This is a genomic window from Pseudokineococcus sp. 5B2Z-1 (assembly GCF_037482305.1).
Classification (GTDB): Bacteria; Actinomycetota; Actinomycetes; order Actinomycetales; family Quadrisphaeraceae; genus Pseudokineococcus.
On sequence record NZ_JBBHZG010000001.1, the window covers coordinates 188,873 to 204,684 of the forward strand.

14 protein-coding genes and 1 riboswitch are annotated in these 15,812 nt (G+C 77.2%); all 14 genes read right to left on the bottom strand.

Going from position 1 to position 15,812, the window contains the following annotated elements:
* Positions 1 to 637 precede the first annotated feature (637 nt).
* On the bottom strand, positions 638 to 1,153 hold the full coding sequence (locus WDV85_RS00780) for a hypothetical protein (RefSeq protein WP_339568814.1): 516 nt from the start codon (positions 1,151 to 1,153) through the stop codon (positions 638 to 640).
* Positions 1,153 to 1,905 carry a 4-hydroxy-tetrahydrodipicolinate reductase gene (dapB, locus tag WDV85_RS00785; RefSeq protein WP_339568815.1) on the bottom strand — a complete coding sequence of 251 codons (753 nt, stop codon included), beginning with the start codon at positions 1,903 to 1,905 and terminating at the stop codon, positions 1,153 to 1,155. The genes WDV85_RS00780 and dapB overlap by 1 nt, the downstream gene beginning before the upstream one ends.
* On the bottom strand, positions 1,902 to 2,438 hold the full coding sequence (ribH, locus tag WDV85_RS00790; protein ID WP_339568816.1) for a 6,7-dimethyl-8-ribityllumazine synthase: 537 nt from the start codon (positions 2,436 to 2,438) through the stop codon (positions 1,902 to 1,904). Before ribH ends, dapB begins: the two co-directional genes overlap by 4 nt.
* Entirely contained in the window at positions 2,435 to 3,841 is a 1,407-nt protein-coding gene (ribA, locus tag WDV85_RS00795; protein WP_339568817.1) for a GTP cyclohydrolase II, read from the bottom strand. The genes ribH and ribA overlap by 4 nt, the downstream gene beginning before the upstream one ends.
* Positions 3,838 to 4,500 carry a riboflavin synthase gene (locus WDV85_RS00800; protein ID WP_339568818.1) on the bottom strand — a complete coding sequence of 221 codons (663 nt, stop codon included), beginning with the start codon at positions 4,498 to 4,500 and terminating at the stop codon, positions 3,838 to 3,840. The genes ribA and WDV85_RS00800 overlap by 4 nt, the downstream gene beginning before the upstream one ends.
* Before the next feature lie 180 nt (positions 4,501 to 4,680).
* Positions 4,681 to 4,830: riboswitch (FMN riboswitch) on the bottom strand.
* Between the two features lie 606 nt (positions 4,831 to 5,436).
* Positions 5,437 to 6,795 carry a M16 family metallopeptidase gene (locus tag WDV85_RS00805; RefSeq protein ID WP_339568819.1) on the bottom strand — a complete coding sequence of 453 codons (1,359 nt, stop codon included), beginning with the start codon at positions 6,793 to 6,795 and terminating at the stop codon, positions 5,437 to 5,439.
* Positions 6,795 to 9,038, bottom strand: coding sequence for a polyribonucleotide nucleotidyltransferase (locus tag WDV85_RS00810; protein WP_339568820.1), 2,244 nt, complete (start codon positions 9,036 to 9,038; stop codon positions 6,795 to 6,797). Before WDV85_RS00810 ends, WDV85_RS00805 begins: the two co-directional genes overlap by 1 nt.
* 361 nt (positions 9,039 to 9,399) lie before the next feature.
* A complete protein-coding gene (gene rpsO, locus WDV85_RS00815) occupies positions 9,400 to 9,669 on the bottom strand; it encodes a 30S ribosomal protein S15 (protein WP_171203167.1) in 270 nt (89 codons plus the stop codon).
* Positions 9,670 to 9,814: 145 nt separating this feature from the next.
* On the bottom strand, positions 9,815 to 10,807 hold the full coding sequence (locus WDV85_RS00820) for a bifunctional riboflavin kinase/FAD synthetase (protein WP_339568821.1): 993 nt from the start codon (positions 10,805 to 10,807) through the stop codon (positions 9,815 to 9,817).
* 139 nt (positions 10,808 to 10,946) lie between these two features.
* Complete coding sequence (locus tag WDV85_RS00825; protein WP_339568822.1) at positions 10,947 to 12,413, bottom strand: sugar porter family MFS transporter; 1,467 nt, start codon at positions 12,411 to 12,413, stop codon at positions 10,947 to 10,949.
* A gap of 122 nt (positions 12,414 to 12,535) precedes the next feature.
* Positions 12,536 to 13,750, bottom strand: coding sequence for a hypothetical protein (locus tag WDV85_RS00830; protein ID WP_339568823.1), 1,215 nt, complete (start codon positions 13,748 to 13,750; stop codon positions 12,536 to 12,538).
* 32 nt (positions 13,751 to 13,782) lie between these two features.
* Positions 13,783 to 14,772 (bottom strand): tRNA pseudouridine(55) synthase TruB, encoded by a 990-nt coding sequence (truB, locus tag WDV85_RS00835; RefSeq protein ID WP_339568824.1) that lies wholly within the window; start codon positions 14,770 to 14,772, stop codon positions 13,783 to 13,785.
* Positions 14,769 to 15,329, bottom strand: coding sequence for a 30S ribosome-binding factor RbfA (gene rbfA / locus WDV85_RS00840; protein ID WP_339568825.1), 561 nt, complete (start codon positions 15,327 to 15,329; stop codon positions 14,769 to 14,771). The genes truB and rbfA overlap by 4 nt, the downstream gene beginning before the upstream one ends.
* Before the next feature lie 77 nt (positions 15,330 to 15,406).
* Positions 15,407 to 15,703, bottom strand: coding sequence for a DUF503 domain-containing protein (locus tag WDV85_RS00845; RefSeq protein WP_339568826.1), 297 nt, complete (start codon positions 15,701 to 15,703; stop codon positions 15,407 to 15,409).
* Positions 15,704 to 15,812: the final 109 nt, after the last annotated feature.

Here is a 15,812-nt window from a genome sequence, read left to right on the forward strand (position 1 = left end):
GGGGGCCTCGTCGCCGCGGTGGTGCAGCAGCGGCTCACGACGGCGGAGCGCCTGCTCGCCGCCGCGGAGGAGGTGAGGACCGGACGCCACCGGAGGGAGGTCGTCGCCGTCCTCCGGGACGTCGCCGGCGGGTCCCAGGCCCTCAGCGAGGTCGACCTCGTCCGCCTCTGCCGCCGCTACCGGCTGCCCCTCCCCGTGCGGCAGGCGCGTCGCGAGGACGACGTCGGCCGCACCCGCTACCTCGACGCCGAGTGGCTGCGCCCGGACGGGTCGCGCGTGCTGCTCGAGGTCGACGGCGTCGGGCACCTCGACGAGTCGCGCTGGTACGACGACCTGCTGAGAGCCGCCGAGGTCACCCGCGCCGGCGAGGTGCTCGTCCGACTGCCGGCACGGGCGCTGAGAGCCGAACCGGAGCGTGTCGCCGCCCTGCTGCGCCGGCTGCTCGACCCGTCGGCCGGAGCTGTGGGGGGGGGGGGGGGGGGAACAAAGTACCAANGCCGGCACGGGCGCTGAGAGCCGAACCGGAGCGTGTCGCCGCCCTGCTGCGCCGGCTGCTCGACCCGTCGGCCGGAGCTGTGCGCCGAGGTCGCGGTGCACCGCGTCCTCGGCGCACAGCTTCGCCCCTCGGCGGTCGCGACTAGCCGTGGAGCTCGATGGCGTGCCGCGCGGCGGCGCGGGCGCGGCGGCGGTCGCCCGCGGCGTCGTAGGCCAGGGAGAGGCGGTACCAGGCGGCCCAGTCCTCGGGGCGCTCCTGCACCTCGGCGCGGTACCGGGTGAAGAGGCGCTCGGCGTCCTCGCGGACCACGCGGCCCGAGGGGCGCCGCCGCAGGTCGTCCACGGGCAGCCCCCCGGTGACGGCCAGCTCGTCGGCGAGCCGCTCGCTCGCGCGGCCGAAGAGCAGCTCGCGCACCACCGCCCAGCCGCACAGCACCGGGACGAGCAGGACGGCGAGGCCGAGGAGCACGCCGACGACCTCGCCCGTGAGCAGGAGCCGCACGCCCTGCTGCACGAGCAGCGCCAGGTACAGCGCCGACAGCAGCAGCAGGACGACGACCACCGCCTTCGCGGGCACGCGCCGGGGGCGCCGCGCGGGGCCCCCGCCGCCGCCCGAGGGGCTGCCGGCGGGGTCGGGCGCGGCCGAGGAGCCCGGCATCAGCCGTCGAGGTCCATGAGGTGCTCCAGCCCGACGAGGAGCCCCGGGTGGTCGGCCACCCGGCGCACGGCCAGCAGCACGCCCGGCATGAAGGACTCGCGGTCGAAGGAGTCGTGCCGGATCGTCAGCTGCTCCCCCGGCCCCCCGAGGAGGACCTCCTCATGGGCCACGAGCCCGCGCAGCCGGACGCTGTGGACGCGCACGCCGTCGACGTCGGCGCCGCGCGCGCCCTCGAGGGCGCTCGTCGTCGCGTCCGGCGACGGCCCGAGGCCGGCGGCGCGGCGGGCCTCGGCGACGACGCGGGCCGTGCGCGCCGCCGTCCCCGACGGCGCGTCGACCTTGTCGGGGTGGTGGAGCTCGACGACCTCCACCGACTCGTAGAAGCGCGCCGCCTGGGCGGCGAAGCGCATGGCCAGCACGGCCCCGACGGCGAAGTTCGGCGCCACGAGGACGCCCGTCGACGGCTCCGACCCGAGCGCCTCGCGCACGGCGTCGAGGCGCTCGTCGGTCCAGCCCGTGGTGCCGACGACGGCGTGGACGCCGTGGCGCACGCACCAGTCGACCTGCGCCGGCGCGGCGTCCGGCACGGACAGCACGACGGCGACGTCAGCGCCCGCCGCGGCGTCCATGGCGTCGCCGCGGTGCACGCGCGCGACGAGCTCGAGGTCGTCGGCCGCCTCGACCGCCCGGCAGGCGGCCGTGCCCATCCGACCCCCGGCGCCGACGACGGCGACCCGCAGCGGCGCGCTCACGCGTGCGCCCCGGCGACGGCGCCCGGCGGCGTGCTGCGGTGCGCGGCGGCCGCGCCGGAGCGCGGGGCGACGTCGTCGAGCACGAGCGCCGTCGCGAGCGCGGCCTCGACGGCCTCGCGGCCCTTGTCCTCGCGGCTGCCCTCGAGCCCGGCGCGGTCGAGGGCCTGCTCCACGGTGTCGACGGTGAGCACGCCGAAGCCGACCGGGATGCCGGTGCCCACGGCGACCTGCGTGAGCGCCTGCGTGGCCGACTGGCAGACGTACTCGAAGTGCGGCGTCCCCCCGCGCACGACGACGCCGAGCGCCACGACGGCGTCGACGCGCGGCGCGAGGCGGGCGGCGGCGACGCCGAGCTCGACGGTGCCCGGCACGCGCACCTCGAGGACGTCGCGCACCCCCGCGTCGGCGAGCGCGGCGCGCGCGCCCGTCAGGAGACCGCCCATGACCTGCTCGTGCCACGACGCCGCGACGAGCCCGACGCGCAGGCGCGCCGCGCCCTCCAGCGACGGCGTCGGCGACCCCTCGCCGCTCACCGGGCCACCCCCGTGCCGGTCGTGCCGGCCCCGTGGGTCCCGTCCGTGGCCGACAGGGGCAGCAGGTGCCCCATCCGGTCCCGCTTGACCTCCAGGTAGCGGCGCGACTCCGGCGCCGCCGCCACCACGAGGGGCTCCCTGCCGCTGACGACGACGCCGTGCTCGGCCACGCCCTCCTCCTTCTCCGGGTTGTTGGTGAGCAGACGCGCGCTGCGCACGCCCAGCGCGCGCAGCACCGCCGCCGCCGCGCCGTACTCGCGCGCGTCGACGGGCAGGCCGAGGCGCTGGTTCGCCTCGACCGTGTCCGCGCCGCGGTCCTGCTCGGCGTAGGCGGCCATCTTGGCGGCCAGCCCGATGCCGCGGCCCTCGTGGCCGCGGACGTAGACGACCACGCCGGCGCCCGCCGCGGCCACCGCGGCCAGCGACGCCCGCAGCTGCGGCCCGCAGTCGCACTTCAGCGACCCGAGCGCGTCGCCGGTGAGGCACTCCGAGTGCACGCGCACGAGCACGTCCTCCTCGGGCAGCTCGGCGCCCTCGGGCACGAGCGCGAGGTGCTCGGTGCCCGTCGCGGGCTCGGTGAACGCGTGGGCCGTGAAGCGGCCGGCGGCCGTCGGCAGCGAGGCCACCGCCCCGGCGACGACGCGCCCGCGCTCCGCGGGCGGCGCCTGCGGTGCGCCCGTGGCGCGCAGGTGCGCCGCCAGCTGGGCGATCGACACGAGCGGCAGCCCGTGCGCGTCGGCGAAGGCGCGGCACCCGTCGCGCCGCAGCATGCCGCCCTCGGGGTCGGCGTCGTCGACGAGCTCGGCGATGAGCGCCGCCGGCCGGAGCCCGGCCAGGCGGCACAGGTCGACGGCGGCCTCGGTGTGGCCCGGCCGCTCGCGGACGCCGCCGCCGGCGGCCCGCAGCGGCAGCACGTGCCCCGGCCGCCGCAGGTCGTCCGGCGCGGACGCCGGGTCGGCGAGCGCCCGCAGCGTGCGGGCGCGGTCGGCGGCGCTGATGCCCGTCGTCGTCCCGACCGCCGCGTCGACGGTGATCGTGTAGGCCGTCCCGTGCGCGTCGCCCCGGTTGCGCCGCGACCCCGCGCCCATGAGCGGCAGCTCGAGCCGGTCGGCGTCCTCGGCCGCGAGCGGCGCGCACAGCAGCCCGCTCGTCCAGCGGACGACGAAGGCGACGGTGGCCGGCTCCGCCAGCTCGGCCGCGAGCACGAGGTCGCCCTCGTCCTCCCGGTCGGCGCCGTCGAGGACGACGACGGGCCGGCCCGCGGCGAGCGCCGCCAGCGCGTCGTCCAGCGGGTCCAGCGCCACGCCCGAGTCGCCGTCGACGGCCGGCGCCGCGAGCGGCTGGTCGACGTCCTCGCCGTCGCGCGGGGGGACCACCGACGGCGTGCCCGTGGTCGCGCTCACCGGGGCCCGCCGGGCAGCGCGCCGGCGGCCAGCAGCCGCTCGACGTGCTTGGCGAGGACGTCGACCTCGAGGTTGACCGGGTCACCGACCCGCCGCTCGCCGAGCGTCGTCGCGGCGAGGGTCGTCGGGATGAGCCCGACCTCGAGCCACGAGCGCTCCCCCTGCAGGTCGAGGCCGCCGGGTCCCTCGGCCGGGCCGTCGTCCCCGACGGCCGTGACCGTCAGCGAGACGCCGTCGACGGTGATGGAGCCCTTCTCCGCGACGTAGCGCGCCAGGTCGCCCGGCACCGACACGCGCACCGTCTCCCAGCGCTCGAACGGGGTGCGCGCCACCACGTGGCCGACCCCGTCGACGTGCCCCTGCACGACGTGGCCGCCGAGGCGGGCGTCGGCGCGCAGGGCCCGCTCGAGGTTCACCGGATCCCCCGGCGACCGCCCGCCGAGGCTGGTGCGGCGCAGGGTCTCCCCCATGACGTCGACGGCGAAGACGCCGTCCTCCGGCTCCCCCGTGACGGTGAGGCAGACGCCGTCGACGGCGATCGAGTCGCCCTCGCGTGCGTCGCCCACCACGAGCGGGCCCCTCACGCTCAGCCGCGCGTCGTCGCCCGCCACCTCGATCGCGACGACCTCGCCGCGCTCCTCCACGATGCCCGTGAACACCCGCTCCTCCTCCTGGCCTCAGCCGACGGGCCGGGGCGCCGGCGACCGGCGCGGGCCGCGGGAGGACGTGCGGGGGCAGCTCCGCCGTCGCCGGCGGTCGGTGGGAGGGGTGCGCGGACGACGTCGACCGGCGCGGGGGTGCCCGCGGAGGACGACGGCGCTGCGCGCCCCCGGGCCACCGCGTGCTGCCTCCCCTCCGGACTCTCACCGTCGGTCCCGGACTTCCACCGGGTCGGCCGCGCCGACCGGCCGCGCCTGGAGGGCGCGAGGTCGCCGCGGTTCGCGGACTGTCACCGCCGGTTCGGACTTGCACCGACCCCGGGAGCACGCGCTGGACGGGGCGCTGGCCACGTCGAGCACTCCCATGGTGCCACCCCTCGGCCCGACCGCGCGTACCGGCGACCCGCGCGGGTGACGGGACGGCGCCCCAGACGCCCAGGGCGGCGGACGGCCGAGCCCGGCGGACGGGGCGGCGCGCTCGGCCGGGTCCGCGTCCAGCGGCGCGGCGCTCCGGGCACTGGCTCGGCGCGCCGTGGTCACCCCGCGCTCGGTGCGGGGCGCCGGCCTGACGTCCTCTCCGCGCCACCCCGCCGGACGCTCGAGCGGGACCTCGCCCGACGTGCTGGACGCCGACCCGTCTCCGGGCGCCCGATGACGAGGGCGGGAGCCCGCGGCTGAGCACGAGCGTCCGGGGCGGTGCGGCGGAGGGGCACGTCAGGCCGGCGCCCGGACCACCGCGGCACCCGGCCGCAGCGCGCCGAGCCAGTGCCCGGAGCCGCGCCGCCCCGGACGCGGACCCGACAGAGCGTCCGCACGCCGCGGACGACGCCGGACGCGGACCCGACCGACCGCACGGCGACCCAGCAGGGCCCACGAGACCGACGAAGGGCGGGCACCCGATCACGGGTGCCCACCCTTCGTCGGTCTCGCGAGCGGTCAGGGGGCGACGGCCACCGGGTCGTCGTCGAAGGGCCCGACGACGACGAGCGAGCGCGGGGCGTCGAGCAGCTCGCCCGCGAGCGCGACGACGTCGTCCGCGGTGACGGCCGCGATGCGCTCCAGCGCCTCGTCGACGCCGGTCCAGCGGCCGTGGACGAGCTCGGTGCGCGCCAGGCGGGTCATGCGCGCGCCGGAGTCCTCCATGCCGAGGACGAGGGAGCCGGACACCTGGCCGCGGCCGCGGCGCAGCTCGTCCTCCCCCAGGCCGTCGCGGGCCAGCAGCGCCCACTGCTCGGCGAGGAGGTCGACGACCTCGGGGACGCGGGCGGGCGTGCACCCGGCGTAGAGGCCGAAGAGCCCGTCGTCGGCGTAGGCGGCGTCGAAGGCGTACGTCGAGTAGGCCAGGCCCCGCTTCTCACGGACCTCCTGGAAGAGCCGCGAGCTCATGCCGCCGCCGAGGACGGCCACGAGGACGCCCATGACCCAGCGGCGCTCGTCGGTCGCCGTGAGGCCCGGGCCCCCCAGCAGGACGTGCGCCTGCTCGGTGTCGCGCTCGACCGTGACGACGCCGCCGGGGCCGCGGCGGCTCGGGACCGGCTCGCCCGCCGTCGCGTCGCGGCGCGGCAGCGGGTCGGGGGCGTCGCCGACGGGCCAGCCCGCCTCGGCGAGGGCCCCGCTGACGAGGTCGCAGACCGCGTCGTGCTCGAGGCCGCCCGCCGCCGTGACGACGACGCCCTCGGGCACGTAGTGGCGGCGGTAGTGGTCGGCGACGGCGTCGCGCGTCGCGCCCCGGATGTCGTCCGGAGTGCCGCCGATGGGGCGCCCCAGCGGGGTGTCGCCGTGGACGGCGAGGGCGAAGCGCTCCTGCGCGACGTCCTCGTCGTCGTCCTCGGCCGCCGCCAGCTCCTCGAGGATGACGCCGCGCTCGCCGTCGACGTCCTCCGGCCGCAGGACGGCCGAGGTCACCATGTCGCAGACGACGTCCACGGCCACGGGCAGGTCGGCGTCGAGCACCCGGGCGTAGTAGGAGGTGGTCTCCTTGCCCGTGGCGGCGTTGGCGTCGCCGCCGACCTCGTCGAGGGCGACGGCGATGTCCATGGCCGAGCGGCGTCGGGTGCCCTTGAAGAGCAGGTGCTCGAGGAAGTGCGTCGAGCCCCGCTCGTGGTCGGCCTCGTCGCGGCTGCCCACGCCGACCCAGGCGCCGAGCGTCGCGGAGCGCGCGCCCGGCACCTGCTCGGTGAGGACCCGGACGCCGCCGGGCAGGCGGGTGCGGCGCACGCGCGCACCCGCCCGCCCGGCGGCGTCGTGCTCGAGCCACCCGTCGAGGCCCTCGAGCGTGGTCAGGTCGACCGGCATCAGATGTTGGCGGCCTCCGCCTGCTGGCCCTGGGCGTCGCCGGACTCGCCGCCCTCCTCGGCCAGCACGGGCTCGAGGGAGAGCTTGCCGCGCGGGTCGATCTCGGCGATCTGGACCTGGACCTTCTGGCCGACGCCGAGGACGTCGTCGACCGAGTCGATCCGCTTGCCGCCCACCATCTTCCGGATCTGGGAGATGTGGAGCAGGCCGTCCTTGCCCGGGGTGAGCGAGATGAAGGCGCCGAACGTCGTCGTCTTGACGACGGTGCCGACGAAGCGCTCGCCGACCTCCGGCATCTGCGGGTTGGCGATGGCGTTGACCATCGACCGCGCCGCCTCGGCGGACGGGCCGTCCGTCGCGCCGATGTAGACCGTGCCGTCGTCCTCGATGGAGATGTCGGCGCCGGTCTCGTCCTGGATCTGGTTGATCATCTTGCCCTTGGGGCCGATGACCTCGCCGATCTTGTCGACCGGCACCTGGACGGCGATGACGCGCGGCGCGTGCGGGCTCATCTCGTCGGGCGCGTCGATGGCCTCGGCCATGACGTCGAGGATGTGCAGGCGCGCGTCGCGGGCCTGCGTCAGCGCGCCGGCGAGCACCGAGGCGGGGATGCCGTCGAGCTTGGTGTCGAGCTGGATCGCCGTCACGAACTCCTTGGTCCCGGCGACCTTGAAGTCCATGTCCCCGAAGGCGTCCTCGGCGCCGAGGATGTCCGTGAGCGCCGCGTAGCGGGTCTCGCCGTCCACCGTGTCGGAGATGAGGCCCATGGCGATGCCGGCGACCGGGGCGCGCAGCGGCACACCGGCGTTGAGCAGCGACAGGGTCGAGGCGCAGACCGAGCCCATCGACGTCGAGCCGTTGGAGCCCAGCGCCTCGGAGACCTGGCGGATCGCGTAGGGGAACTCCTCGCGGCTCGGCAGGACCGGGACGAGCGCGCGCTCGGCGAGGGCGCCGTGGCCGATCTCGCGGCGCTTGGGCGAGCCCACGCGGCCCGTCTCGCCCGTGGAGAAGGGCGGGAAGTTGTAGTTGTGCATGTAGCGCTTGCGCGTCTCGGGGCCGAGCGAGTCGATCTGCTGCTCCATGCGGAGCATGTTCAGCGTCGTGACGCCGAGGATCTGCGTCTCGCCGCGCTCGAAGAGCGCCGAGCCGTGGACGCGCGGGAGCACCTCGACCTCGGCGCCGAGCGTGCGGATGTCGGCCGGGCCGCGGCCGTCGATGCGGACGCCGTCGCGCAGGACGCGCTGGCGCACGAGGGCCTTGGTCAGCGAGCGGAACGCCGCCGAGACCTCCTTGTCGCGCCCCTCGAAGCGGTCGGCGAGCTCCGAGCGCACGGCACCCTTGACCTCGTCGAGGGCGGACTCGCGCTCCTGCTTGCCGGCGATGGTGAGGGCCTGCGCGAGGCGCTCCGAGCCGGCCTCCTCGACCGCCGCGTAGACGTCGTCGGAGTAGTCGAGGAAGCGCGGGAACTCCTGCGTCTCCTTGGCGGCCGCGTCGGCGACCTGCTGCTGCGCGGCGCACAGCTGCGCGATGAAGGGCTTGGCGGCCTCGAGCCCGGCGGCCACGACCTCCTCGGTGGGCTTCTGGGCGCCCTCGGAGACCAGCGTCCACGCGTCCTCGGTGGCCTCGGCCTCGACCATCATGATCGCGACGTCGGCGTCGTCACCGGAGCCGACGACGCGGCCGGCGACGACCATGTCGAAGACGGCGCGCTCCATCTGGCTGTGCTTGGGGAAGGCGACCCACTGGCCGTCGACGAGCGCCACGCGGACGCCGCCGACCGGGCCCGAGAAGGGCAGGCCGGAGAGCTGCGTCGAGAGCGACGCGGCGTTGATGGCGAGGACGTCGTAGGCGTCGTCGGGGTGCAGCGCCATCACCGTGATGACGACCTGGACCTCGTTGCGCAGGCCCGAGACGAACGACGGGCGCAGCGGCCGGTCGATGAGGCGGCAGGTGAGGATCGCGTCGGTGCCGGGGCGGCCCTCGCGGCGGAAGAACGAGCCGGGGATGCGGCCCGCGGCGTACATGCGCTCCTCGACGTCCACCGTGAGGGGGAAGAAGTCGAAGTGGTCCTTCGGGTTCTTGCCGGCCGTCGTGGCCGACAGGAGCATCGACTCGCCGTCGAGGTAGGCGGCGACGGAGCCGGCGGCCTGCTTGGCCAGGCGGCCCGTCTCGAAGCGGATGGTGCGGGAGCCGTGCGAGCCGTTGTCGATGACGGTCTCGACGGCGGTGGGGGTGGTCTCCACGAGGAGGTCTCCGTTCGTCGGTCGTGCGCGCCGGGGTCCCGGTGCGCCCGGGTGACGACGGGCCGGTGCTGCGGAGGTGCGCTGGGCCAGTTCCCGATCGAGGCCCACGGGCCGCGCGCGGAGCGCGCGCCTCCCGGGGGCCACCACCGAGGACCGGCTGTCCGGCTCGTCGGCACCCGCGTGCGCGGCGCCCGGCCGGGCCGGGTCGCGCTCGTGCGGGGTGCTCGCGCGCCGCGGCGGGGCCGCGGGGGCGGAGCGGTGGGGCGGTGGATCTGTCGAGCGGTGAAGCGGTGGAGCGGCGTCCGGGCGGGCCCGGACGCACCGACGCCGCCCCCTCACCTGAGGGGGCGGCGTCCGGGGGTCAGCGGCGGATGCCGAGCCGGCCGATCAGCTCGCGGTAGCGGTTGACGTCCTGCTTGGCCACGTACTTGAGGAGCCGGCGGCGCTGGCCGACCAGCAGCAGCAGCCCGCGGCGGCTGTGGTGGTCGTGCTTGTGCTCCTTGAGGTGCTCGGTCAGGTCGGTGATGCGCTTCGTGAGCATCGCGACCTGCACCTCGGGCGAGCCGGTGTCGCCCTCGTGCGTCGCGTACTCGGTCATGATCTGCTGCTTGGTGGCGGCGTCGAGGGGCACTGCTCTCCTTGGGTCCGTTGCGCGGTGCGCCGGGGCACGTCCACCCGGGCTCTCTGGGTCCGCGGCCGATCAGACGGCCCTCCCAGGGTAGCAGCGGGCGCGCCGGGGCCCGACGGCTCGCCGAGGTCGTCCCGGCGGGCCCTCCTCAGCGCCCCGGGGCGGACGCCGCGGCGTCGAGCACCTCGCGGGCGCGGTCGACGTCGCGCGCCATCTGCGCGCAGAGGGCCTCCACGCCGTCGAAGCGCAGGGTCTCGCGCAGCCGCTCGACGAGCTCGACGCGGACCCGGACGCCGTAGAGGTCGAGCGGGCTCCCGTCCGGGACGTCGAGGACGTAGGCCTCCACCCGCCGCTCGAGGCCGTCGAAGGTCGGGTTCGTGCCGATGGAGACGGCGGCGGGGCGGCGCTCGCCGGGGCGGACGCCGCCGCCCAGGGCCCCGCCAGCCAGCGCGGTGAGCCAGCCGGCGTAGACGCCGTCGGCGGGCACGAGCCCCTCGGCGCCCGCGGAGAGGTTCGCCGTCGGGTAGCCGAGCTCGCGCCCCCGGTGGTCGCCGTGGACGACCTCTCCCACGACGCGGTGCGGGCGGCCGAGGACGTCGGCGGCCCCCCGGGCGTCACCGGCCGCGAGCAACTCGCGCACCCAGGAGGACGACCAGCGCCGACCGGCGGAGACGGCGTCGTCGAGCACGACGACGTCGGCGCCGGCCTCGGCGGCCAGGTCCCGCAGCGCCCGGAGGTCCCCGGAGTTGCGGACGCCGAAGCGCACGTCGTGGCCGACGACGAGGACGCGGGCGCCGAGGCCCGCCACGAGGTCCTCCACCACCCACTCGCGCGGCGTGCGCGCGGCGAGGGCGGACGTGAAGGGGAGGACGACGACGCCGTCGAGACCCGCGCCCCCGAGCAGCTCGAGCCGCTCGTCCAGGCCGGTCAGCAGCGCGGGCGCCCGGTCGGGGTGGAGGACGTGCAGGGGGTGGGGGTCGAAGGTGACGGCCAGCGAGCGCAGGCCGCGCTCGCGGGCGACGCGCACGACCTCGTCGAGCAGGACGCGGTGGCCGCGGTGCACGCCGTCGAAGTTGCCGACGGCGACGACCGAGCCGCCCGGCGCCGACGGCACCTGCTCCGCTCCGTACCAGCGCTCCACGCGGGGCCGCCCCTCACCTCTCCGAGCCCGTCCCGGTCGGTCCCACTGTGCCAGGCCGGGTCGGCGCGGCCCCGGCCGGTCTCCCCCGGGCGGCGACCGGCCCGCGCGGGGCCGGCCGCCGGAGCAGGTGCGACGCCGGTCAGGCGCCGGCGCGGGCGGGCGCCGCCTGCTTGTCGGTGCCCATGTCCTCGAGCTCGACGCCGTTCGTCTCGACGACCTTGGTCTTGACGAAGAGGAACGACAGGGCCGCGAAGACGGTGTAGATGAGGTACGTCGCCCACAGCGAGACGTCCTGGGAGAGCACCGGGAACGTCACCGTCACGACGAAGTTGGCGATCCACTGCGCGGAGGCGGCCACCGCGAGGGCGGCGGCGCGGATCTGGTTGGGGAACATCTCGCCCAGCAGGACCCACACCACGGGTCCCCAGGAGGCGCCGAAGGCGATGACGAAGAGGTTGGCGCCCACGAGGGCCACGGGGCCCCACCCGGTGGGCAGCGAGACGTCGTCCTGGCCGGGCACGACGGCGGCCTGCGTGAAGGCGAGGGTGACGGCCCCGAGCCCGAGCACCATGCCGGCGGAGCCGGCCATGAGGAGCTTGCGGCGGCCGACCTTGTCGACGAAGGCCACCGCGACGAAGGTCACGAGGACGTTGAGCACGGCCGTGAAGACGGAGATCGTGAAGGAGTCCGACTCGTCGAAGCCGACGGACTGCCACAGCGTCGTCGAGTAGTAGAAGATCACGTTGATCCCGACGAACTGCTGCAGGACCGACAGGATGATCCCGGTCCAGACGATCGGCTGGAGCCCGAGGCGCGGCCCGCGCAGGTCGCGCATCGACGGCTCGTCCTCGCGCTGCAGGCTCTTGCGCACGGCCTGCACGAGCGCGTCGGCGTTGCGGGCGTGCAGCGAGTCGCGGAAGACGGCGACGGCGCGCTGCGTCTGCCCCTTGGCCACGAGGTAGCGCGGCGACTCGGGGATGAGCAGCGCGAGGATGCCGAAGACGACGGCCGGCACGGCCTCGGCGAGGAGCATCCAGCGCCAGGTGTCGAGGCCGGCGAAGGTGCCGCTCGCGCCGCCGTCGGCCGCGCCGGCGAAGAAGGCGTCCGACAGGAGCGCCGCGAAGATGCCGAGCGTGATGGCGAGCTGCTGGAACGACGCGAGCCGCCCGCGGATCTTGCTCGGGGAGATCTCCGCGATGTAGGCCGGGGCGATCACCGAGGCGATGCCGATGGCGACGCCGCCGACGACGCGCCAGAAGGTGAGGTCCCAGGGGGTGAAGGCGAAGCCGGAGCCCACCGCGGACGCGAGGAAGAGGACCGCCGAGACGAGCATGACGCGGGTGCGCCCGATGCGGTCGGCCAGCGGCCCGGCGAACCACGCGCCGACGGCGGAGCCGAGCAGCGCCACCGCGACGACGAAGCCGATGACGAAGGACGACAGCTCGTACTGGCCCTGGATGGCCGAGACCGCGCCGTTGATGACGGAGGAGTCGAACCCGAAGAGGAACCCTCCGACCGCGGCCGCCAGGGCCAGGGCCACCGCCTTGCGGTTGCTGTCGCGGCGGGCCGGCGGCGCCGCGCCCCCGCTCTGCTCGCTGCTGCTCATGCCGGTCTCCGTCCGCGCGCCGCGGCGCGCAGGGTGCGGCGCCGCGCCGACCGTTGTACGCCCCGCGGGCTCGCGGCGCAGCGCGAAGATCGCCGGGCGCCCGGCGGGGACGGCGCCGTCGCTCAGCCCGCGGCGGCGCCGGGGGCCCGGCCCGGGCGGCGCGCGAGGACGAGGTCGCGGTGCACGGCCTGGTCGACGCGGTGCGCGAGGGCGCCGTCCTCCCCCGCCGCGAGCACCTCGAGCCCGTGGCGCTCGAGCAGCGCGACGAGCTCCGGGCGCGGCAGGACGTGCGTGTTCCAGGACATCGCGAGGACGCCGCCGCGCCGCAGCAGCGGCACCCAGACGGGCAGCGCCCGCTCGAGCAGGTCCCGCGGGCCCCTGTCCCGGCCCGCACCGTCCCGACCAGCACCGTCCCGGCCCGCACCGTCCCGACCGGCACCGCCCCCACCGGCCCTGGCGCCGCGCCCGCCGGGACGGGCGCTGCCGTGCTGGACGCCGTAGGGCGCGTCGGTGACGAGGAGGTCGAACGAGCCGTCGGCGAGGACGGGGCCGACGGCGGCGGTGTCGGCGCGGAGCACCTCGAGGACCTGGACGTCGCCGGCCCGGGCGGCCTCCTTGGACGGCGAGACCTGCACGCGCAGGCGGTCGCCCAGCCGGGTCCCCGCCACCGTGAGGCGACCGGCGTCGACGGAGTGCTTGAGGCGCTTGGTGCGCAGCCACCGGACGAGGAAGGCGCGGTGGGCGTCGACCTCCCCGGCGTCCACCTCCACGCCCGTGGCGTCCATGCCGGCCATGAGGGCGAGGTGCAGCGTCGTGCCCCGCCCCGCGAGCGGGTCGAGCAGGCGCAGGCGGCGTCCGGCGGCCGGCGCTCCCCCCGCCGCCCCCGCCGGGCCGTACTCGAGCGCCGCGACGGCGAGGTGCAGCAGCAGGCGCGTGACGTGCTCGTTGGTCTTCCCCGGGTACTTGGGGATGGTCAGGAGGTCGTCGTCGTAGAGGTCGACGGCGGGAAGCGGCACGGGGACGAGGGCCTCGGCGCCGTCGGGCAGGGTGCGGCGCTCGAAGAGGGCGTGCGCGGTCGACGCCGCGGCGACGGCCCGCCGGCTCCGGTCGTCGAGGTCCCCCGGGGTCGTGAGGACGACGTAGGGCAGGCCGGCGACCTGCTCCACCGCGACGTCGGCGGGCGCCCCGCCCGCCCCCAGCACGAGGGCGAGCTCGGCGGCGAGCAGCCGGGGGGCGTCCCCGGCGTAGACGCGGTTGGCCACGGGCGTCACGAGCACCGCCCAGCGGCGCGCGCCGGTCATCCCGTCCGCCCGGCCCGCCCCGTCGGACGCGCTCACGCCGTCGGACGTGCCCACGCCGTCGGGGCCGCTCACGCCGGCCGCAGGACGAGCGTCGGCCGGGTCCGGCCGTCCTCGTCGAGGACGAGGGCGACGAGCTCGCCCGCCGGGTCGAGGGCGGCGACGGGACGCTCGGCCGTGCCCGTCGGGCCGTCCTGGGCCGGGGCGATGCGCCGCCCGTGGGCGAGGTCCGCGGCCTCCGCGTCGTCGACGTGGCGCACGCCGAACGCGGCCGCGGCGGCGCGCGCCAGCGGCAGGAGCCCCGGCAGCGCGTCGGGCGTCCGCCCGGCGTCGCCGCGCGCGTCCACCGCGGCGGCCAGCTCCGCCAGGGGGGCCGCCCCGGCGAGGTCGTAGGGGCCGACGCGCGTGCGGCGCAGCGCGGTGAGGTGCCCCCCGGTCCCCAGGGCCAGGCCGAGGTCGCGGGCCAGGGCCCGCACGTAGGTCCCCGAGCTGACGACGGCCCGGACGTCGAGGTCCAGGACGGGTCGACCGCTCGCCCCCGTGCCCCGGGACGCCCCGCGCACGTCCAGCGCGCTGACGACGACGGGCCGGGCCGCCAGGGCGACCTCCTCGCCGTCGCGGGCGCGGGCGTAGGCGCGCCGCCCGTCGACCTTGACGGCCGAGACGGCGCTCGGCACCTGGGAGATCGGCCCGCGCAGCGCGGCGAGGGCGTCCGCCAGCGCCGCGCCGTCGGGGTCGACGCCGCGCGCTCCCGCCGCCGTCCCGACGTCCGGCAGCAGCTCGCCCTCGGCGTCGTCGGTCGTCGTCGCCTCCCCGAGGCGCACGACCGCCTCGTAGGCCTTGTCGGCGCCGACGAGGTGGGTGAGCAGGCGCGTCGCGCGCCCCACGCCGAGGAGCAGCACGCCCGTCGCCATCGGGTCGAGCGTCCCCGCGTGGCCGACGCGGCGGGTGCCCGCGAGGCGGCGCACGCGGGCCACGACGTCGTGGCTCGTCATCCCGCCCGGCTTGTCGACGACGAGGAGCCCGCCCGCGGGCTCGGGGCCGCTCCCCCGGCGGCTCACCGGCGGCGGGCGCGGACGTCCGGGTCGAGGACGTCGTCGCCGAGCCGGTCCGCTCCCGGCCGGGCGTCGGGGTCGTGCTCGACGTCCTCCACCTCGTCGTCGTCGAGGTCGTCCTCGTCGTCGTCCTCGTCGAGGAGGGCGGGGTCGTGCCGGTAGGGGTCGGCCTCGCCGGCCGGCTGCGCGGAGGCGGCGAGGACGGCGACCGCCGCGTCCTGCTCGCGGGCGGTGCGCAGCAGGTCCTCGATGGCCTGGGCGTTCTCGGGGACGGCGTCCTCGAGGAACTCCAGCGTCGGGGTCAGCCGGACGCCGGTGCGCCGCCCGACCTCCGAGCGCAGCACGCCCCGGGCGCTGGCCAGGGCGGCGGCGGTGGCCTGCTTCTGCACGTCGTCGCCGAAGACGGTGTAGAAGACCGTCGCGTGCTGCAGGTCGCCCGTGACCCGTGCGGCGGTGATGGTGGTGAAGCCCAGCCGCGGGTCCTTGATGCGGCGCTCCAGCGTCTCGGCGACCACCACCTTGATGCGGTCGGCGAGCTTGCGGGCCCTCGCGGGGTCGGCCATCGGTCCTCCTCGGCTGGCGGGGCGGCTCGCCCCGGTCGTGCGTCCGTGCGGTCGTGCTGGTCCGGCGGCGGCCGGCCCTAGTCGTCGGTGTCCGAGCGCAGCAGCCGGTGGGCGTCGAGCAGCTGCAGCTCCGGCCGGGCCGCGACGAGACGCTCGCAGCGGTCCAGGACCTCGTGGCACCGGTCCGCCGTCGCGGCCACCACGGCCGCGGAGACCTCCGCGCGCCGGTGCAGGTCGAGCGAGCCCGTCTCGGCGACGGCCACCTCGAGGCGGCGCAGCTCCGCGACGAGCGGGCGGACGACCGAGCGCTTGCCCTTGAGCGAGCCCACCTCGGGCGGGAGCAGCAGGTCGCAGACGAGGACGCCGACGAACACCTCGCCCCTCCTCCCCCGGGCCTCTCGTGCGGTCCCGGCGTGCCGTGCTGGTCGTGCTCGTCGAGCGGGTCGTGCGAGCGCACCGGAGGGCGCCCCCGCGGAGGGGGCG